At 72.3% G+C, this 19,015-nt stretch carries 17 protein-coding genes and 1 tRNA gene; 4 read left to right on the plus strand and 14 right to left on the minus strand.

Annotation, left to right across the window (positions count from 1 at the left end; translation table 11 throughout):
- Window positions 1-24 precede the first annotated feature (24 nt).
- Both NX794_RS03350 and NX794_RS03355 read right to left on the minus strand, forming a co-directional pair.
- Window positions 25-2,241, minus strand: a complete 2,217-nt coding sequence (locus tag NX794_RS03350; protein WP_258776583.1) for an MMPL family transporter — start codon at window positions 2,239-2,241, stop codon at window positions 25-27.
- Window positions 2,242-2,374: 133 nt separating this feature from the next.
- Window positions 2,375-2,977, minus strand: coding sequence for a TetR/AcrR family transcriptional regulator (locus NX794_RS03355; protein WP_258776584.1), 603 nt, complete (start codon window positions 2,975-2,977; stop codon window positions 2,375-2,377).
- 268 nt (window positions 2,978-3,245) lie between these two features.
- Here NX794_RS03355 and NX794_RS03360 point away from each other — a divergent pair, with 268 nt between their 5' ends.
- A complete protein-coding gene (locus tag NX794_RS03360) occupies window positions 3,246-6,536 on the plus strand; it encodes a S41 family peptidase (RefSeq protein WP_258776585.1) in 3,291 nt (1,096 codons plus the stop codon).
- Window positions 6,537-6,688: 152 nt separating this feature from the next.
- On the opposite strand, the gene NX794_RS03365 is transcribed toward NX794_RS03360, so the two are convergent.
- The 4 genes from NX794_RS03365 to NX794_RS03380 all read right to left on the minus strand — a co-directional run bounded on the left by NX794_RS03365 (window position 6,689) and on the right by NX794_RS03380 (window position 10,448).
- Window positions 6,689-6,937, minus strand: a complete 249-nt coding sequence (locus NX794_RS03365; protein ID WP_258776586.1) for a hypothetical protein — start codon at window positions 6,935-6,937, stop codon at window positions 6,689-6,691.
- 87 nt (window positions 6,938-7,024) lie between these two features.
- Window positions 7,025-7,909 (minus strand): SDR family oxidoreductase, encoded by an 885-nt coding sequence (locus tag NX794_RS03370; RefSeq protein ID WP_258776587.1) that lies wholly within the window; start codon window positions 7,907-7,909, stop codon window positions 7,025-7,027.
- The gene (locus tag NX794_RS03375; protein ID WP_258776588.1) at window positions 7,906-8,871 is read right to left on the minus strand and encodes an alpha/beta fold hydrolase; all 966 of its coding nucleotides are present in this window, start codon (window positions 8,869-8,871) and stop codon (window positions 7,906-7,908) included. Before NX794_RS03375 ends, NX794_RS03370 begins: the two co-directional genes overlap by 4 nt.
- The gene (locus NX794_RS03380; protein WP_258776589.1) at window positions 8,868-10,448 is read right to left on the minus strand and encodes a flavin-containing monooxygenase; all 1,581 of its coding nucleotides are present in this window, start codon (window positions 10,446-10,448) and stop codon (window positions 8,868-8,870) included. Before NX794_RS03380 ends, NX794_RS03375 begins: the two co-directional genes overlap by 4 nt.
- Before the next feature lie 190 nt (window positions 10,449-10,638).
- Here NX794_RS03380 and NX794_RS03385 point away from each other — a divergent pair, with 190 nt between their 5' ends.
- Window positions 10,639-11,268: a MerR family transcriptional regulator gene (locus NX794_RS03385; RefSeq protein ID WP_258776968.1), complete on the plus strand. Its 630-nt coding sequence runs from the start codon at window positions 10,639-10,641 to the stop codon at window positions 11,266-11,268.
- Between the two features lies 1 nt (window position 11,269).
- On the opposite strand, the gene NX794_RS03390 is transcribed toward NX794_RS03385, so the two are convergent.
- Window positions 11,270-12,073, minus strand: a complete 804-nt coding sequence (locus NX794_RS03390) for an exodeoxyribonuclease III (protein WP_258776590.1) — start codon at window positions 12,071-12,073, stop codon at window positions 11,270-11,272.
- Window positions 12,074-12,151: 78 nt separating this feature from the next.
- On the opposite strand from NX794_RS03390, the gene NX794_RS03395 reads away from it, so the two are divergent.
- Window positions 12,152-12,628, plus strand: a complete 477-nt coding sequence (locus NX794_RS03395; RefSeq protein ID WP_258776591.1) for a GNAT family N-acetyltransferase — start codon at window positions 12,152-12,154, stop codon at window positions 12,626-12,628.
- Between the two features lie 54 nt (window positions 12,629-12,682).
- Here the strand turns inward: NX794_RS03395 and NX794_RS03400 are convergent.
- The 7 genes from NX794_RS03400 to galU form a co-directional block, all read right to left on the minus strand.
- Window positions 12,683-12,756 (minus strand) — tRNA-Ala (locus NX794_RS03400).
- Window positions 12,757-12,846: 90 nt separating this feature from the next.
- Complete coding sequence (gene sepX, locus NX794_RS03405) at window positions 12,847-14,085, minus strand: divisome protein SepX/GlpR (protein ID WP_258776592.1); 1,239 nt, start codon at window positions 14,083-14,085, stop codon at window positions 12,847-12,849.
- 198 nt (window positions 14,086-14,283) lie between these two features.
- Window positions 14,284-14,901, minus strand: coding sequence for a GNAT family N-acetyltransferase (locus NX794_RS03410; protein ID WP_258776593.1), 618 nt, complete (start codon window positions 14,899-14,901; stop codon window positions 14,284-14,286).
- A 20-nt stretch (window positions 14,902-14,921) separates the two neighbouring features.
- Window positions 14,922-15,422, minus strand: a complete 501-nt coding sequence (locus NX794_RS03415; RefSeq protein ID WP_258776594.1) for a MogA/MoaB family molybdenum cofactor biosynthesis protein — start codon at window positions 15,420-15,422, stop codon at window positions 14,922-14,924.
- Window positions 15,419-15,898 (minus strand): cyclic pyranopterin monophosphate synthase MoaC, encoded by a 480-nt coding sequence (moaC, locus tag NX794_RS03420; protein ID WP_258776595.1) that lies wholly within the window; start codon window positions 15,896-15,898, stop codon window positions 15,419-15,421. Before moaC ends, NX794_RS03415 begins: the two co-directional genes overlap by 4 nt.
- A 124-nt stretch (window positions 15,899-16,022) precedes the next feature.
- Complete coding sequence (gene glp / locus NX794_RS03425; RefSeq protein ID WP_258776596.1) at window positions 16,023-17,345, minus strand: molybdotransferase-like divisome protein Glp; 1,323 nt, start codon at window positions 17,343-17,345, stop codon at window positions 16,023-16,025.
- Window positions 17,342-18,253, minus strand: coding sequence for a UTP--glucose-1-phosphate uridylyltransferase GalU (gene galU, locus NX794_RS03430; protein ID WP_258776597.1), 912 nt, complete (start codon window positions 18,251-18,253; stop codon window positions 17,342-17,344). The genes glp and galU overlap by 4 nt, the downstream gene beginning before the upstream one ends.
- A gap of 161 nt (window positions 18,254-18,414) precedes the next feature.
- On the opposite strand from galU, the gene NX794_RS03435 reads away from it, so the two are divergent.
- A complete protein-coding gene (locus tag NX794_RS03435; RefSeq protein WP_428985842.1) occupies window positions 18,415-18,972 on the plus strand; it encodes a 5-formyltetrahydrofolate cyclo-ligase in 558 nt (185 codons plus the stop codon).
- Window positions 18,973-19,015 lie beyond the last annotated feature (43 nt).

Below are 19,015 nucleotides of genomic sequence, written 5' to 3' on the forward strand. Positions count from 1 at the left end.
GCGGCTCTGTCAGGAGCGGTGGCGTCAGACGCGTACCAGCTCCCGCTCGTCCTCCCTGCCGTCCGCCGAGGACAGCGCGCGCAGGCCCTCGCCCTCCACGTCGACGTTGGGCAGCACGCGGTCCAGCCACTTCGGCAGCCACCAGGCCCGCTTGCCGAGCAGGGCGAGGACGGCCGGCACGATGGCCATGCGGACGATGAACGCGTCGAAGAAGACGGCGATCGCGAGGCCGAAGCCGATCATCTTGACCATGGACTCGCTGGAGCCGATGAAGCCGGAGAACACGGCGATCATGATGACGGCGGCGGCGGTCACGACGCGCGCACCGTGCCGGAAGCCGGTCACCACGGCCTGGCTCGGCTTCTCGCCGTGGACGAACGCCTCCCGCATCCGGGTGACGAGGAAGACCTCGTAGTCCATCGCGAGGCCGAAGACGACGCCCACCATGAAGATCGGCATCATCGACATGACCGGCCCGGTCTGCTCGACGTTCATCAGGCCGGACAGCCAGCCCCACTGGAAGACCGCGACGACGGCGCCGAGGGCCGCGAGGACGCTGAGCAGGAAGCCGAGGGCCGCCTTCAGCGGGACGAGGACCGAGCGGAAGACCACGATCAGCAGCAGGAAGGCCAGACCGACCACCAGCGCCAGGTACGGCAGCAGGGCGTCGTTCAGCTTCTGCGAGACGTCGATGTTCATCGCCGTGGAGCCGGTGACGAGCACCTGGGAGCCGGTCCGTTCGGCGGCGTCCGAGCCCTTGTCACGGATCGCGTGGACCAGGTCCTCGGTGGTCCTGGAGGACGGCTGGGACTTCGGTACGACGGTGATGGTCGCGGTGTCGCCCGCCTTGTTGGGCGCCGCCGGGGTGACCGTGACGACGTCCTTCAGACCCTTGATCTCGTCGCGGACCTCGGTGAAGGCCTTCTTCGGGGCATCGCTGCCCTTGGCGTCGACCACGACCATGAGCGGGCCGTTGAAGCCGGGCCCGAAGCCCTCGGAGAGCAGGTCGTAGGCGCGCCGCTGGGTGGTCGAGGTCGGCTGCGAGCCGTCGTCGGGCAGACCCAGTTCGAGGGAGGCGGCCGGGACGGCGGCGGCGCCGAGGCCGATCACACCGAGCAGCAGGACGGCGACCGGACGACGGACGACGAAGCTGGCCCAGCGGGTGCCCATGTTGGGCCGGGCCGGCTTCTTCGCCGCGCGCCCGCCACCGAGCAGCCGGCTCTTCTCACCGGCCGGCTTGATCTTGCGGCCGGCGTAGCCGAGCAGTGCCGGGATCAGGGTGAGCGCGATGAGGACCGCGATGGCGACGGTGCCGGCGGCGGCGACGCCCATCTTGGTGAGCATCGGGATGTTGACGACGGACAGGCCGACCAGGGCGATGACGACGGTCAGGCCCGCGAACACCACCGCCGAGCCCGCCGTACCGACGGCGCGTCCGGCCGCTTCCTCGCGCTCGCGGCCCTCGGCGAGTTCGCCGCGGTAGCGGGAGACGATGAACAGGGCGTAGTCGATGCCGACGGCGAGGCCGATCATCGAGGCCAGTGTGGAGGTGGTCGTACCGAGGTCCAGGGCGCTGGCGAGCGCGGTGATCGTGGAGACGCCGATGCCGACGCCGATGAGCGCGGTCAGCAGCGGGAACCCGGCCGCGAGCAGCGAGCCGAAGGTGATGACGAGGACGACGGCCGCGATCGCGATGCCGATGACCTCGCTGGAGCCGGTCTCGGGGGTCGCGCTGAGCGCGTCACCGCCGACCTCGACGGTCAGCCCCTGGTCGCGCGCGTCCTGCGCGGCCTTCTTCAGCGCGTCGCGCGAGGAGTCCTCCAGCTCCATGCTGGAGACCTTGTAGCTCACCGAGGCGTAGGCGACCGTGCCGTTCCTGCTGACCGCGTGCCCGGTGTAGGGGTCGGCGACGGAGGCAACCTCGGGTGAGCCCGCCTTCAGCTCCTTGACGGTCTTCTCGACGGTCTTCTTGTTGACGGAGTCCGTCATCTTCTCGCCGGCCGGCGCCTTGAAGACGACCCGCGCGGTGGCGCCGTCGGCGCTCATCCCGGGGAAGCGCTGTTCCAGCAGGTCGAAGGCCTTCTGGGCCTCGGTACCGGGGATGGAGAAGGACGAGTTGCCGGCGGCCGGCGCGGAGGCGGCGCCCACCCCGGCGAGGGTGAGCAGCGCGACCCATATGAGGGCGACGAAGTGCCGTCGCCGGAAGGCGAGCCGGCCGATCTTGTAGAGGAACGTGGCCACGGAGGCGTACTCCCGGTCAGGTCGTGGGGTTCTTCAGGGCAGGGGCGATCAGCCCGACGACGTGAGCGGTGACGTCAGGTGGTGGGCTTGCTGGGGAGGTGGGAGCGGCCGGCGGTCGGGGCGACCGGGCCGGTCAGCTGGTGGACACGCCGAGGGCGGGGAGGACCACGGCGTCGATGTACGACAGGAGGAAGGACCGGGTGGGCGGCTGGTCGTCGAGCAGGGCCCGGGTGGTGAAGCCGCCGACCATCATGTGCAGCAGGAAGTCGAGCGCGGGACAGTCCGCGCGGACCTCACCCCGGTCGATCGCCCGCTGGGTCACCTGATGGAATCCGGACATCTCCGGCTCCACGAGCTGCGCCCGGAACGCCTCGCGCAGATCGGGGTTGCTGTGCATCGCCATGGCGACGCCCCGCATGAGCGCGGAGTTCTGCTCGATGGTGCAGTCGTCCTCCAGCTGCACCAGGGCGTGCAGGTCGCCGCGGAGGCTGCCGGTGTCGATCTCGCCGAGCCGGTCGGGTTTGCCGTGCCGGATGGCCCGGACGACCAGCTGTGCCTTGCCGCCCCACTGGCGGTAGAGCGTGGCCTTGCTCGATCGGGTGCGGGCGGCGACGGCGTCCATGGTGAGGGCGTCGTAGCCGACCTCGCGGAGCAGGTCGAGCACGGCCTCGTACAGCTCGGCCTCGCGCTCGGGCGTGATCCGACTGCGACGCGCCGTTGCGACGACCTCGGTCATGCCAGTCACCTTCCCGCTCCGGTGCTTTCCGCTTCGTACATACCAGAGGTTACCCTGCCACCAAGCGAAACGAAACCGTTTCGTACGTGGGTTGGGTCACGCCTGTCGGATTCTCATAAGCGGCGCGTGACCGGTGAGCGGCGCATGACCAGTGAGCGGCGCGTGACCGGGGAGCGGCGCATGACGGGGATATCCACAACCGCCCCGTTTTCCACAGGCCCCCGGTAACCGACTTGCCCGGACCCTCCACCCGGAAAAGCATGGGGAGGTGAGCTATCTGCGCCATCCCCACCTCAACGGCGACCTGCTGTGCTTCGTGGCCGAGGACGACCTCTGGCTGGCCCCCCTCGAAACCCCGGGCCGGGCCTGGCGCCTCACGGCCGACCGCACCAAGACCGCCCACCCCCGCTTCTCCCCCGACGGCCGCCGCATCGCCTGCACGACCTGGCGCAGCCTGGTCCCCGAGATCCACCTCGTGGACGTCGACGGCGGGCCCGCGCGCCAGTTGACGTACTGGGGCAGCGCCGACACCCAGGTCCGCGGCTGGACCCCCGAGGGCGACATCCTGGCCGTCGCCTCCCACGGACAGCCGTTCTCGTACTTCACGTGGGCCTACAAGGTGAGCTGCGACGGCGACCCGGGCGGCCGGCTGCCCTGGGGCCCGGTCACCGACCTCCAGGTCGCCGACCTGGACGGCGAGCGCAGGAGCCTCCTGCTCACCGGCACCCCACCGCACGAACCGGCCTCCTGGAAGCGCTACCGGGGCGGGGCCACCGGCCGCCTGTGGCTGCACGGACAGCGCCTGCTGCCGGACCTCCGCGGCCATCTGGCCTGCCCCATGTTCGTCGGCGGCCGGATCGCCTTCCTCTCCGACCACGAAGGCGTCGGCAACCTCTACTCGTGCGCCCACGACGGCTCCGACCTGCGCCGCCACACCGACCACGACGCCTTCTACGCCCGGCACGCCGCCTCCGACGGCACCCGCGTGGTCTACCAGTGCGCGGGTGACCTGTGGCTGGTCGACGACCTCTCCCCGGCCGGCACCCCTCGCAGGCTCGACATCCGCCTCGGCGGCCCCGCCACCGGGCGCCGCCCGTACCAGGTGCCGGCCGCGCAGCACGTGGACGGCGTCTCCGTGGACGAGACCGGCCGGGCCAGCGCCGTCGTCGTACGCGGCAGCCTGTACTGGCTCACCCACCGCGACGGCCCTGCCCGTACGATCGCCGACACGCCCGGCGTCCGCGTGCGGCTGCCGGAGATGCTGGGCTCGACCGGGCGGATCGCCTATGTCACGGACGCGGCGGGCGAGGACGCCGTCGAGATCGCCCAGCTCCCGCGCGCCACCGGCGACCACCCCCCGCGCGCGGTCGCCTCCGGAGAGCTGGGCCGGGTCCTGGAGATGGTGTCCGACCCGCTCGGCGAACGGCTGGCGATCGCCTCGCACGACGGCCGGCTGCTGCTGCTCGACGTGGCGGAGGAGGACGACACCACGGCCGCCGCGAGCGAGCCGGAGCCGACGGACGCCCCGGACACCGCTCCCGCCCCGCCCTCCACTGTCACCGAGCTGATCCGCTCCGCCAACGGCCCCGTCCGCGACCTCGCCTTCTCCCCGGACGGCTCCTGGCTCACCTGGTCGCACCCGGGCGTCGGCCGTTCGCTGCGCCAGATCAAGCTGGCCCGCATCAAGGACCGGCTGACCGTGGACGTGACCGACGGCCGCTTCGAGGACGAGAACCCCGTCTTCACCCGCGACGGCCGCTATCTGGCCTTCCTCTCCTGGCGCGGCTTCGACCCGGTGTACGACGTCCACACCGGCGACCTGTCCTTCCCGCTCGGCTGCCGCCCGTACCTCGTCCCGCTGAACTCGGCGACCCCCTCGCCCTTCGCCCTGAACCCCGAGGGCCGCCCCGCCGCCGGTGGCCTGGACCCGGCGGAGGAGGGCACGGGCGAGGCCGGCGCGGTGACCGTCGAGGTGGAGGGCCTGGCCAGCAGGGTCACGCCGTTCCCGGTCATCGCCTCCAAGTACTCCGCGCTGTCCCCGGTCGCGGGCGGCGGACTGGTCTGGCTGCGCTGGCCGATCTCGGGCGCGCTCGGCGAGACCTTCGCCAACCCGGACGACACCACGGGCCGCCCGACGCTGGAGCACTTCACCATCAGCAAGGCGAAGAAGTCCGAACTCGTCGGTCACCTGGACTGGTTCGGGCTCAGCGGCGACGGCACCCGGCTGGTCGTCGTGGACGAGGGCGACCTGCGGGCCGTGCCCTCGACCGAGCTGGGCGACAGCGACTCGACCGTCTGGATCGACCTGCGCCGCGTCCTGCACGAGGTCGACCCGCCCGCCGAGTGGCGCCAGGCCTACGAGGAGGCCGGCCGGCTCATCCGCGCCTACTTCTGGGACCCCGGCATGTGCGGCATCGACTGGGACGCGGTCCTCGCCCAGTACCGCCCGCTGGTCGAACGCGTCGCGTCCCCGGACGAGTTCGCCGACCTGCTCCGCGAGGTCCTCGGCGAACTGGGCACCTCGCACGCCTACGTCACCGCCGCCCGCCGCAACGAGGGGCCGCCCCACTACCAGCGCCGACAGGGCCTGCTCGGCGCCGACCTGGTGCGACGCGACGGCGGCTGGGCGGTCAAGCGCATCCTGCCCGGCGACTCCTCCGACTCCAAGGCCCGCTCACCCCTGGCCGGCACCGGCATCCGCGAGGGCGCCGTCCTGACCCACGTGGACGGCCGCCCCGTCGACCCGGTCACCGGCCCCTACCCGCTGCTGGCCGGCTCGGGCGGTACGACGGTGGAGCTGACGTTCACCCCGGCGGAGGGCGAGCCCGGCCGCCCCCGGCGCGTCGCCGTCGTCCCGCTGATCGACGAACGCCCGCTGCGCTACCAGCACTGGGTGGCCAGACGCCGGGCCGTCGTCCGGGAGTTGAGCGAGGGCAGGTGCGGCTATCTGCACATCCCCGACATGGGCGGCTCGGGCTGGGCCCAGTTCAACCGCGACCTGCGCCTGGAGGTCTCCCGGCCCGCCCTGATCGTGGACGTGCGCGGCAACGCCGGCGGCCACATCAGCGAACTCGTCATCGAGAAGCTCACCCGGACGATCCTGGGCTGGGACCTCACCCGCGACGCCCAGCCGGTCTCGTACACCTCCAACGCGCCGCGCGGCCCGGTGGTCGCCCTCACCGACGAGGCGACCTCCTCGGACGGCGACATGATCACCGCCGCCTTCAAGCTGCTCAAGCTCGGCCCGGTCGTCGGCCAGCGCACCTGGGGCGGCGTCGTCGGCATGACCGGCCGCCACCGCCTCGGCGACGGCACCGTCATCACGGTCCCGATGAACGCGGCCTGGTTCGACGCCTACGGCTGGTCCGTCGAGAACCACGGCGTCTCCCCCGACCTCGACGTCCTGCGCACCCCCCTCGACTGGGCCGAGGGCCGCCACGTCGAAATGGACGAGGCCATCCACCTGGCCCTCACCCTCCTCGACACCACCCCCGCAGCCACCCCACCCACCTACTCCAACACCCCGAACCACACCCGCCCACCCCTCCCACCCCGCTAGGGAATGCGGGGCAACTGAACGCGCCCCAAAGGGGCGCGGGGAACTGCGCGATCAACCCCAACGAACCCGCACCCAACCCCCAACCCCCAAACCAAAAACGCAGGGCACCCCCCAACAAAGGAGGGCACCCCACGTCAAAGCCGAGCGCAGCGCTACGCGTCGTAGTCGTCGTCGAACCGCTCGTTCATCTCCCGCTCCGCGTCGTCCGCGCCCCGCGGGTTCTGACGGCCGCGCTCGGACTCGGGCTGGTGCTGCCCGCCACGCTGCGGCTGGTGCTGGCCACCGCGCTGCGGCTGCTGCTTGCCGCGCTGGCCGGCCCGCTCACGCGCCTGACCGATCTTGTCCTGGCCCTGGTCCTGCCACTCGTTGGCCTTGTCCTGCATCTGGTCCTTCATACCCATGTGGGTTCACCTCTGTGAGGATCGTGGGGCGGCCCCTCGGTGGGGCCTCGACCAGATTCACACGGCCCAACACGGAGCGCATGTGGATCAGTTACGGTACGTAGCGCGGGCCGCCTCATCCGCCGCCCCACCTGCGCCGACGAGCCCGGAACTCATCCCCTGGAGCCGGGGGGCGAACCGCTTCATCTCCCGCTGGCCGACGGTCCCGATGAGCGCCGGCAGGTACCCGCGCACGCCCTGCATCCCGCGCAGCCACCACTGCCCGTACACGTGCGCCGAGCGCCGCTCGATCCCGGCCACGAGCCGGTCCACGGCGGGCCCGAGCGGGTACGTCTTGTTCGACGGCCAGGGCAGCCGCTGCCGCAGCTCCCGCATCACGTCGTCCTGGTCGGCGCCGCGCACCATGTCGGTGTCGGTCCAGGACAGGTAGCCGACGCCGACGCGCACGCCCTGGTAGCCGACCTCGGCGCGCAGACTGTGCGCGTACGCCTCCACGCCGGACTTGGACGCGCAGTACGCCGTCATCATCGGCGCCGGCGTGATCGCGGCGAGCGAGGCGATCTGGAGCAGATAGCCCCGGCTCTCCACCAGCACCGGCAGGAACGCCCGCGCGGTCACCGCCGATCCGATGAGGTTCACCTCGATCACCCGCCGCCAGGCCGCCGGGTCGGAGTCGGCGAACGGACCGCCCGTCGCCACACCGGCGTTGGCGACCACGATGTCGACCTTCCCGAACCGCTCCTTCACCTCCCGCGCGACCCTGGCCATGGTCTCGTGGTCGGTGACGTCGGCGTACCAGTACGCGCTCTCGCTGTGCAGCCGCCCGGAGACGTCCTTGAGCGCCTCCTCCTCCAGGCCGACCAGCGCCACCTTCACCCCGCGCGCGGACAGCTTGCGCGCCAGCAGCTCACCGACGCCGCGCGCCGCCCCGGTGACGACCGCGACCTGCCCCTCCAGACTGACCTTGCTCATGCGCCCTCCCTGATCTGCGCGGGGATGGAACCGGGCCCGGATTCCTGCCCGGAACCGGCCCCGGTGACATACGTGGTGACGAGTTCCCGGATCTTCCCGGCCACCGGCTCGGGGGCCTCGATCGGGGTCATGTGGCCGATGCCGGGCAGCTCGGTGAGCCCGACGCAGTTCGGCAGCGCGGCGACCAGCGCGCGGGCGTGCACGGGGGGCGTGAGCCGGTCGGACGTGCCGTGCACGATCGCGGTGGGCACGCGCAACTCCCGTACGCCGTGGTCGAGATCGAGCGCCTCCAGGACGGCGCCCCACGCATGGCGCGCGGCGCGCGGGCAGGCGTGCACGATCCGCGCGCACGCCTCCACCATGTGCGGGGCGGAACCGGCGCCCATGGTGGCGTACTTGAGGACGCTCTTGGCGACCGGCGTGACCGGCCCGAGCGGAGCGCTCGAACCGAGGATGCGCCCCGTGACCCAGGTGCGCACCCGCCCCGCGCGCAACGGCAGCACGCGCGCCTCCGCCACCAGCCGCGAGCTGCCGGTGCTGCACAGCAGGACGGCGGCGGCGTGTGCGCGGAAGACGGGCCGCGTGGCGGCGGCCATGACGGTCATGCCGCCCATGGAGTGGCCGACAATCAGCGCCTTCTCCCCGGGCGCGAGGGTCTCCACGAGCACCGCTTCCAGGTCGTCCGCCAGCGCATGGGTGGTGCACGCCGGGCTCGCGGGACTGCGCCCGTGCCCCCGCTGGTCGTACGTGATCACCCGGTGGTCGGCCGCCAGGTCCCGCAACTGCGCGGCCCAGAAGGCGGTCGAGCAGGTCCAGCCGTGGGAGAGGACGACCGGGGGCGCGCCCTCGGGGCCGTGCACCTCGACGTGCAACCGCGCGCCGTCGGCGGAGACGACGGTGAGTTCACGGGCGGGGGCGGGCGGGGCGTACGGGCCGGAGGCGACAGGCGTGATCCGGCTCACGCGGCGCCCTCGCCCGACTGAGCGCCCCCGGCGCGCACCGGCTCCCGCTCCGTACGCCCGGCCGCACCCGCCGCCGCGTGCGCACCGGAGCCGGCGTCCTTCGCGCCGGGCTTGCGGACGACCTCGTACTCCCCGAGGTCCACCCGCCGCGTCGCGCGCCGGAACTCGGTCGTCGTACCGGGCCAGATGGTGGTGTTGCGCCCGCTGGCGTCGAGGTACCAGCTGGTGCAGCCGCCGGTGTTCCACACGGTCCGCTTCATGCGCTCCTGGACCTTGTGGTTCCACGCCTCGACGGCCGCCGGCCGGGCATCGAGGGCCGCACGGCCGCCGAGGACGTCCAGTTGCCGCAGATAGTCGGCCAGGTAGTTCAGCTGGGACTCGATCATGAGGATCATGGAGGAGTTCCCGAGACCGGTGTTGGGCCCGATGATCGTCATCCAGTTCGGGAACCCGGCGGCCGAGGCACCGCGCAGCGCCCGCATGCCGCTCTTCCAGGAGTCGGCGAGCGTGATTCCCTCCGCGCCGACCACGCGCTCGGCGATGGGCATGTCCGTGACGTGGAAGCCGGTGCCGAAGATGATCGCGTCGACCTCGGTCTCCGTACCGTCGGCCGCGACGACCGTGGACCCCCGCACCTCGCTGAGCCCGCTGGTGACGACGTCCACATTCGGCTTGGCCAGCGCCGGGTAGTAGGTGCTGGAGAGCAGGATCCGCTTGCAGCCGATGCGGTAGCCGGGGGTGAGCTTGGCGCGCAGGGCCGGGTCCTTGATGGCGCGGGCCATGTTGCGCTTGGCGAGCTGTTCGACGAGGCCGAGTTCGTCGGGACGCTTGGTGAACGCCTGGACCTGGAGTTCCCGGATGCCCCACAGCAGCCCGCGCCGCAGCTGGGTGGTGAGCGGCACGGCCCGGTGCAGCCGCCGCTCGGCGCCGCTGATGGCCCGGTCGACGCGGGGCATCACCCACGGCGGGGTGCGCTGGAAGAGGGTGAGCCGGCCGACCTGGGGCTGGATGGCGGGCACGATCTGGATGGCCGAGGCGCCGGTGCCGACCATGGCGACGCGCTTGCCGCGCAGGTCGTAGTCGTGGTTCCAGCGCGCGGAGTGGAACACCTCGCCGGGGAACGAGTCCAGTCCCGGGATCTCGGGGACCTTCGGGTCGGACAGCGGCCCGGTCGCGGAGACCACGACGTCGGCGGAGTACGAGCCGCGCGTGGTCTCGATGTTCCACCGCAGGTTGTCGGCGTCCCAGCTCATCAGCTTGACCTCGGAGTCGAGCCGCAGGTGCGGACGCAGCCCGAACAGGTCGGTGACGTGCTCCAGGTAGGCGCGGATGTGCCGCTGCCCGGAGAAGGTGCGCGGCCACTCGGGGTTGGGCGCGAAGGAGAAGGAGTACAGATGGGACGGGACGTCGCAGGCGCACCCCGGATAACTGTTGTCCCGCCAGGTGCCGCCGACGCTGTCGGCCCGCTCCAGGACGACGAAGTCGGTGATCCCCTCGCGGCGCAGCCGCACGGCCGCCCCCAGCCCGCCGAATCCGGACCCGATCACCGCCACCCGTACATGCTCGTGCTCGGCCATCCCGTAAGCCTCCACGCATCACCTCGGACTCTGCCAGTGAACACTGGCGCAATGGGACTGTAGAGCAGCTCCGTACCGAGCGGTAGGGGGCGGGGGAAGGAAAGTTACCGGCGGTACGCCATAGGCTGCGGGTGTGGCAGAGGACGTGACAGCGGACGCAGAACACCCCGCACCCGGGCGCGAGTACCGCATGGAGGAACTGGCCGGCCTGGCCGGCATCACCGTGCGCACCCTGCGCTTCTACCGCGAACGCAAGCTGCTGCCGCCACCCCGCCGCGCGGGCCGCATAGCCTGGTACGACGACCATCACCTGGCCCGCCTGCGCACCATCGCCGCCCTGCTGGAGCGCGGCCACACGCTGAACGGCATCGCGGAGCTGGCCGAGGCCTTCGACCACGGGCGCGACGTCGCCGACCTGCTCGGCGTCGGCACCCCCACCGAGGAGGAGCCGGTCCGCCTCACCCCCGAGGAACTCGCCGCGCGCTTCGAGGGCGAGGTCACCCCCGAGAACCTCGCCGCCGCGATGGACCTCGGTTACCTCGGCACGGACGGCGACGAGATCGTCCACATCAGCCGCCGCCTGCTGGACGTCTCCTCCGCGCTGGTCCGCGAGGGCATCCCGCTCGGCGAGGTCCTCGCGGCCGGCGCCCGCGTCCGCGAACACGCCGACGCCCTGGCGGAACTCTTCGCCGACCTGGTCCTGCGCCACGCGCCCGAGGAGGACCTCCACCGGCTGCGCCCGCTGGCCCGCAGCGTGGTGGAGGCCGAGCTGTCCCTGGCCCTGGACCGGCGGGTCACCAAGGACGGGACCGGCCGGTGACCTACAGGTCGTAGACGACGGTCACCGGCGCGTGGTCGGACCACCGCTCGGCGTGCGTCGCCGCCCGCTCCACGAACCCCTTGACCGCCCGGCCGGCCAGCCCGGGAGTGGCGACCTGGTAGTCGATACGCCACCCCGTGTCGTTGTCGAAGGCCCGCCCGCGGTACGACCACCAGGTGTACGGCCCCTCGACCCCGGGGTGCAGGGCACGTACGACGTCGACGTAGCCGCCCTCTTCCGGAGTGAACACCCGGCCCAGCCACTCCCGTTCCTCGGGCAGGAAGCCGGAGTTCTTGGTGTTGCCGCGCCAGTTCTTGAGGTCGGCCTGCTGGTGGGCGATGTTCCAGTCACCGCAGACGACCACCTCGCGCCCGTCGGCCGCGGCCCGCACGCGCAGTTCCTTGAGGTGGGCGAGGAACTCCCCCATGAAACGGAGCTTCTCGTCCTGCCGCTCGGTGCCCACCTCGCCGGAGGGCAGATAGAGGGAGACGACCGTCACACCGGGCAGGTCGGCCTCGACATAGCGCCCGCTCCCGTCGAACTCCCGCGAGCCCCACCCGATCCGCACCCGGTCGGGCTCGCGCCGCGTGTACAGCGAGACCCCCGCCCGCCCCTTGGCGGCGGCCGGCGCGTGCACGACGTGCCAGCCCGCGGGCTCCCTGACCTCCTCGGGCAGTTGGTGCGGCTCGGCGCGCACCTCCTGCAGACAGACGACGTCCGCGGAGGTCCGGGCGAGCCACTCCACGAAGCCCTTCTTGGCGGCGGCCCGCAGTCCGTTCACGTTCACCGAGGTCACAGTCAGCACCAGGGCACGATACCGGCACACTGGACGGAGTCCTGAACGCCCGGGACCCCCGCCACGCATAGAAGTACGATATCCAGCATGATTATTCGCCGCGTCCGCTTCGACCACCCCGACGCCCTGAAGCTCAACGACGAGGTCCAGGCCGAGTACCACCTGCGCTACGGCGACGGCGGCGACGCCACAGCCCTCGGCCTCACCGACTTCGACCCGCCCCGGGGCGTCTACCTGATCGCGTACGACGAGGACGACCACCCCGTGGCCACCGGCGGCTGGCGCAGCCAGGACCACAACGACGAGGGCAACGCGGACGGCGACGCCGAACTCAAGCGCATGTTCGTGATCGACCGCATGCGCGGCCGGGGCCTCGCGCGCCGCATCCTGGCGGAACTGGAAGAGGACGCCCGCACGGCCGGCCGCCTCCGCATGGTCCTGGAAACCGGCACCAAGCAGCCGGAAGCCGTCGCCCTCTACACCTCCAGCGGCTACGAACCGTGCACCAAGTTCGGCTACTACCGCCACCACGCGGAGAGCCTCTGCTTCGCGAAGCAGCTCTGAGGCGCACACGATGAAGCCCCTGTCGACTACTGCCGACAGGGGCTTCATGCTGCGTGGACCTGAGGGGATTCGAACCCCTGGCCCCCTCGATGCGAACGAGGTGCGCTACCGGACTGCGCCACAGGCCCTTGCAACGAGTGAAACTTTAGCATCCCGATCGAGGTGCTCGGAAATCCGCTCCCTGACTGGTCAGGGCCGGGGCCGCGAAGGGGGGCCGATCACTCGTTGGCCGCGCGCGGCCGGTCGTCCTCCTCGAACTGGTCGAACTGGTCGAAGAGCGGCGTGCGGCCGCGCTCGCGGGCCCGGCGCGCCGAAGCCGCGCGGCGCGCGTCGCTGCGGTCGTCCGCCGGCTTGTCCCCGGACGCGGAGGGCTCCTCGGAGGTCCCGGCCTGCGGCGCCCGGTCCGCCTCGTGCTCGGGGGCGACGGCGCTGGAGCGCGCCGAGCTCCACGTGTCCGGCGCCCCCAGGTCCACACCGGAGGTCGCTCGCGGGGCGACCGGCGCGGTCACGTACGTCGGCAGCGGTACCGGCACCGGGTCCCAGCTGTCGCCGTGCCCGGGCCGCCGCTGCCGCTCGCGCTGCTGGTCGACCCACTCGGCGTGGTCGGTCTGCTCCACGAGGGCGCGCCGGTCGGCGGCGAGCGCGGAGAGCCCGGTGTCCGTGTCGACGGCCGGTCCGTCCTCCGGTTCGTCGGCGCCGGCGTCGGTTTCGAGGGGTGCCCGTCGGCGCGGCTGGCGCTCCCGCAGCCGCTGGGCCGCGACCTCGGCGCTCCGCCGGTCCATCTGGTACGCGAAGCGACGGCGCTCCTGGGAGCGCAGATAGGCGATGTAGCCGCTGAGCAGGACAGCCGGCACGCCGGGCGCCCAGAGGAAGGCCAGGCCGCCCACGGCGGCGACGACCGCGCCGAGGGTGAAGGCGACGAAGAGCACCACGGTGGTGCGCCGACGGCGCGCGAGTACCTTCATGCGCTGGGCACGCGCTGCCGCCGCCTCCGCCGAGGCGGGGCGCCGCGCCGCGGGCACGCGCTTCCGGGCCGGCCCTGACCCCGCCGCGGGTGCGGTCGCGGAGCGGGACGCGGGCACGGACGCGGACCTGGGCGGCGCCGGGGCGGCGGTCTGCTCGCGCGCCGCCTCCCCGGCCGGGGGCGTCTCCAGCCCGATGTCCGCGTTGACCTGACGGCGGGTCGGAGGCATGGCGAAGGCCCGGACGTCCACCGAATCGGTGACGACGTCCGGCTCCCCGGCGTCCGGCTCCCCCTCCTGGGAGGAGCGCGCCCGCAGGTCCTTGGCGTATCGGCGCTCCATGCCCGCCCGTCCGGACAGCAGCCGGATGGCGGTGCTGAAGCGTTCCGTCGGACGGGCCTCGTTCAGCTCGTCCTGCCTACGGAGCCACATCGGCACCAAGTAGGCGGCCCAGGCCCCGACGATGACTGCGTAGATGAGGCCGCTGCTGCTCACGTCTCACACCGTAGAGGGGTTTGCATGAGGCCATCCGCCAATTGGGCCGGTGTGTCGCACGATCTGGCTGATATTTCCAGCTTTTTTTGCGACCGATGCGATCAGCGGACTGCCACGGTGGCGCATTTACCCGCCCCAAGACGGTCATTCGTCGGCGGTCGACCCCTAAAATTCGAACACCTATTCAATTTCGGTGGGCTAGCCGGGATTCCCCTCGCGTTGCGCGTCCCGCGCGCGTGCGCGCTGCCAGCGCGTGAGGAGGCCGTCCGGTACCTCTTCCGCGGTGAGCGCGAAGACCAGGTGGTCGCGCCAGGCCCCGTCGATGTGCAGATAACGCGGCCGGAGCCCCTCCTCGCGGAATCCGAGTTTCTCCACGACACGGCGGCTCGGCCGGTTCTCGGGCCGAATGCAGACCTCGATACGGTGCAGCCCGACCGCGCGGAAACAGTGGTCCACAACGAGCGCGACGGCCGTCGGCATCACACCGCGCCCGGCCACCGCCTCGTCCACCCAGTAGCCGATGTGCCCCGAGCACATCGACCCCCAGGTGATCCCCGCGACCGTCAACTGCCCGACGAGGCGCCCCTGGTGCTCGATGACGAACGGCAGCATCCGGCCCGCGCCCGCCTCGGAACGCAGGTGCCTGACCATCTGCCGGTAGGTCGGCCGGTGCGTGATCGGTCCGCTCGGCGTGGGCGGCGGAATGGTCGCCTCCCAGGGGCGCAGCCAGTCCCGGTTGCGCCGGTTCACCTCGCGCCAGGCCCGCTGGTCGCGCAGCTTTATCGGCCGGAGGACGACATCGCCGTCCGCCAGCACGGCGGGCCAGGAAGAGCCGTTCAGCTCGCACCCCCACCACTGGGTCTGCGGTGGTCGCCGCCGCGCAGCTGGTCGACGGCGTGGGTCAGGAGCGGCTCCAGCACCGCGAGACCGTCCTTCACCCCGCCCGTGGAACCCGGCAGGTTGACGATCAGCGTCCGCCCCGCCACACCGGCGAGGCCGCGGGACAGCGCCGCCGTCGGCACCTTCTCCCGGCCGAACGCGCGGATGGCCTCGGCGATGCCCGGCACCTCGTGGTCGAGCACCGCGCGGGTCGCCTCGGGCGTCCGGTCGGTGGGCGAGACACCGGTACCCCCGGTGGTCACGATGACGTCGTAGCAGGCCGCCACGCCCGCGCGCAGCGCCTCCGCCACGGGCTCCCCGTCCGGGACCACCCGGGGCCCGTCGACGGCGAATCCGAGGCCCTTGAGGCCGTCGGCGACCATCGGGCCGCCCCGGTCCTCGTAGACCCCCGCGGCGGCCCGGTTGGAGGCGGTGACCACCAGCGCGCGGTAGGTCATGACCGGCTCCAGTGGCCCGACTTGCCGCCCGTCTTCTCCTCCACGCGCACGTCCGTGATGACCGCTCCCTTGTCGACCGCCTTCACCATGTCGATCACGGTGAGCGCGGCGACCGTCACCGCGGTGAGGGCCTCCATCTCGACACCCGTGCGGTCCGTCGTCTTCACGGTGGCCAGGATCTCGACGGCGTCGTCCGCGACCGACAGATCCAGTCTCACACCCGACACCGACAACGGATGGCACAGCGGGATCAGGTCCGGGGTCCGTTTGGCGCCCATGATGCCCGCGATACGCGCGGTGGCCAGGGCGTCACCCTTGGGCACCCCCTCGCCGCGCAGCAGCTCGACCACGCGCGGGGAGACGAGGACCCGGCCGCTGGCACGGGCGGTGCGCGCGGTCACGTCCTTCCCGGATACGTCGACCATGCGGGCCGCGCCCGCCTCGTCGATGTGGGTCAGTCGGTCCTGCGTACTCATGATGTGCGGCGCTCCCGGTCCGGGCCCGTCGCGGTGCGGCGCACGGGCCTGTGTGCGCGACACGGTACCGCCAAGCGGACGCGCGTACCGGACCAGGATCGCCCCGGTGCCCGGCGGGCGCGCGTCAGCCGAGCAGCACGACCTCCAGCTCGGTGCCGGATTCGACGGTCTCCACGTCCTCGGGGACGATGATCAGCGCGTCCGCGTGCGCCAGCGCGGCGACCAGGTGGGAGCCCGCGCCCCCGACGGGGATCACCTCGCCGTCCGCGTACGCCCCGCGCAGGAACTGGCGGCGCCCCTTGGGCGAGCGCAGCGTCCTCTCCGCCTTCACGACGGCCCGCGCGCGGGGGCGGTGCACGTCCGGCAGGCCCATGAGCGCGCGGATGGCGGGGCGGACGAACAACTCGAAGGAGACGTACGACGACACCGGGTTGCCGGGCAGCGCCAGCAGGGGGGTGTGGTCCGGGCCGATGGAACCGAAGCCCTGGGGCTTGCCCGGCTGCATGGCGAGCTTGCGGAAGTCGATGCCCGCGCCCGCCTCGTCCTCGTCGCCGACGTGCGCCAGCGCCTCCTTGACGACGTCGTACGCGCCGACGCTCACCCCGCCCGTGGTCACCATCAGGTCCGCGCGGACGAGCTGGTCCTCGATGGTGGAGCGCAGCGTCTCCGCGTCGTCCGCGACGGCGCCCACCCGGTAGGCGATGGCGCCGGCATCGCGCGCGGCGGCGGTGAGGGCGAAGCTGTTGGAGTCGTAGATCTGGCCGTGGGCCAACGCCTCGCCGGGCTGCACGAGTTCACTGCCGGTGGAGACGACGACCACGCGCGGGCGCGGGCGCACGCGGACCGTGCCGCGGCCGATCGCGGCGAGCAGCGCGATCTGCGGCGGGCCGAGGATCGTCCCGGCCTCCAGGGCGCGTTCGCCGGCCCGCACGTCGCTGCCCTTGTCGCGCACGTGCGCGCGTGCCTCGGCGGAGCGGTGCACGCGCACCTGCCCCTGCGCGCCCTCGGGAGCCAGGCTGCGCGCGCGCATGCCGCTGACCGGGCCCTCGCCGAGGCCGCCGTCGGTCCACTCGACCGGTACGACGGTTTCGGCGCCCGGCGGCAGCGGTGCGCCGGTCATGATGCGGACCGCCTGGCCGGGGCCCACCCGCGCCGGGTCGGCCGCGCCCGCCGCGGCGTCCCCGACGACGTCGAGGACGGCCGGGAACTCCTCGCCGGCGCCCGCGATGTCCGCGACCCGCACCGCGTACCCGTCCATGGAGCTGTTGTCGAACGGGGGCAGCGACACCGGCACCAGCACGTCGTCGACCAGGACACAGCCCTGGGCGTCGAGGAGTTGCAGCTCGATCGGCTCCAGGGGGCGCACGGTCGAGAGGATGTCCTCCAGGTGCTCGTCCACCGACCACGGCTGGTCGGGGTCGTGCGGGCGGGTCGCGGCGCTGCTCAAGACTGCTGCATCTCCTCGGCTACGTAACTGCGGAGCCAGGTCCGGAAGTCCGGGCCCAGGTCTTCACGTTCGCATGCGAGTCTGACAATGGCACGCAGATAGTCGCCACGGTCTCCGGTGTCATAGCGGCGGCCCTTGAAGACGACACCGTGCACCGGGCCGCCGGTCTTCTCGTCCTGGGCGAGCTGCTGGAGGGCGTCGGTCAGCTGGATCTCGCCACCGCGGCCGGGCTCGGTCGTGCGCAGTATGCCGAAGACGTGGGGGTCGAGGACATAGCGGCCGATGATCGCGTAGTTCGACGGGGCGTCCGCCGGGTCCGGCTTCTCCACCAGGCCGGTCACCTTCACCACGTCGCCGTCGGCGCCGGGTTCGACCGCCGCGCAGCCGTAGAGGTGGATCTGCTCGGGCGCGACCTCCATGAGCGCGATCACGCTGCCGCCGTGCCGCTCCTGCACCTCGATCATGCGCTGGAGCAGCGGGTCGCGCGGGTCGATCAGGTCGTCGCCGAGCAGGACGGCGAAGGGCTCCTGGCCGACGTGCGGCTCGGCGCACAGCACGGCGTGGCCGAGGCCCCTGGGGTCGCCCTGGCGCACGTAGTGCATCGTGGCCAGATCGCTGGACTCCCGCACCTTCGAGAGGCGTTCGGCGTCGCCCTTCTTCTCCAGCGCCGACTCCAGCTCGTAGTTGCGGTCGAAGTGGTCTTCGAGGGGGCGCTTGTTGCGACCGGTGATCATGAGCACGTCGTCGAGCCCCGCCGACACGGCCTCCTCGACCACGTACTGGATCGCCGGCTTGTCCACGACCGGCAGCATCTCCTTGGGAGTGGCCTTGGTGGCCGGCAGGAACCGGGTGCCGAGGCCCGCTGCGGGAATGACAGCCTTGCTGATCCTGGGGTGCGACTGAGTCATGCCCGCAACCTTATCCGGTGCCTTTGTGGGTTATCTGTGGCTCCGATTTGGTTGACCCTTGTATGGCTGCAATGAGTAGAAGGGCGCGGGAACGACCCGTGGAACACGTAGGACGCAGCGGCGAGCCTGACAAGCGATGGTTGCGCCGGGAGTTCCTCTCGATGAGGAACAGGTTGACGGACGATGACGTCCGCGAGGCGGGACGCGCGCTGGCCGGACACGCCCTGCGGCTGCCCGAGCTGGCGCGGGCGCGCACGGTGGCGGCGTACGTCTCGGTGGGCGGCGAACCGGACACCCGCGCGCTGCTGGACGCGCTGCGCGCGCGAGGGGTGCGTGTCCTGCTCCCCGCGCTGTTGCCCGACAACGACCTGGACTGGGGCGAGTACACCGGCCCGGACTCCCTGACGGAGATCCGGCACGGCGGGAAGATGGCGCTGTTCGAGCCCGCCGGCGCCCGCCTCGGCCCGAGCGCCGTGACGCGGGCGGACGTCGTCCTGCTGCCCGGGCTCGCGGTGGACGCGCGCGGGATGCGGCTGGGGCGCGGCGGCGGCTCGTACGACCGCGTGCTGGACCGGCTGGAGCGCGCGGGGGCACGCCCCCGGCTCGTGGTGCTGCTGTACGACACGGAGGTCGTCGTCCGCGTCCCGGCGGAGGCGCACGACAAGCCGGTGCACGCGGTGGTGACGCCCTCCGGCACCCGCCACTTCACCGGCGACTGACCGGGCGGCGACGCGAAACGGCCCTCCACGCGCGCGTGGAGGG

It is taken from the genome of Streptomyces pyxinicus (assembly GCF_024753135.1).
Lineage (GTDB): Bacteria > Actinomycetota > Actinomycetes > Streptomycetales > Streptomycetaceae > Streptomyces > Streptomyces pyxinicus.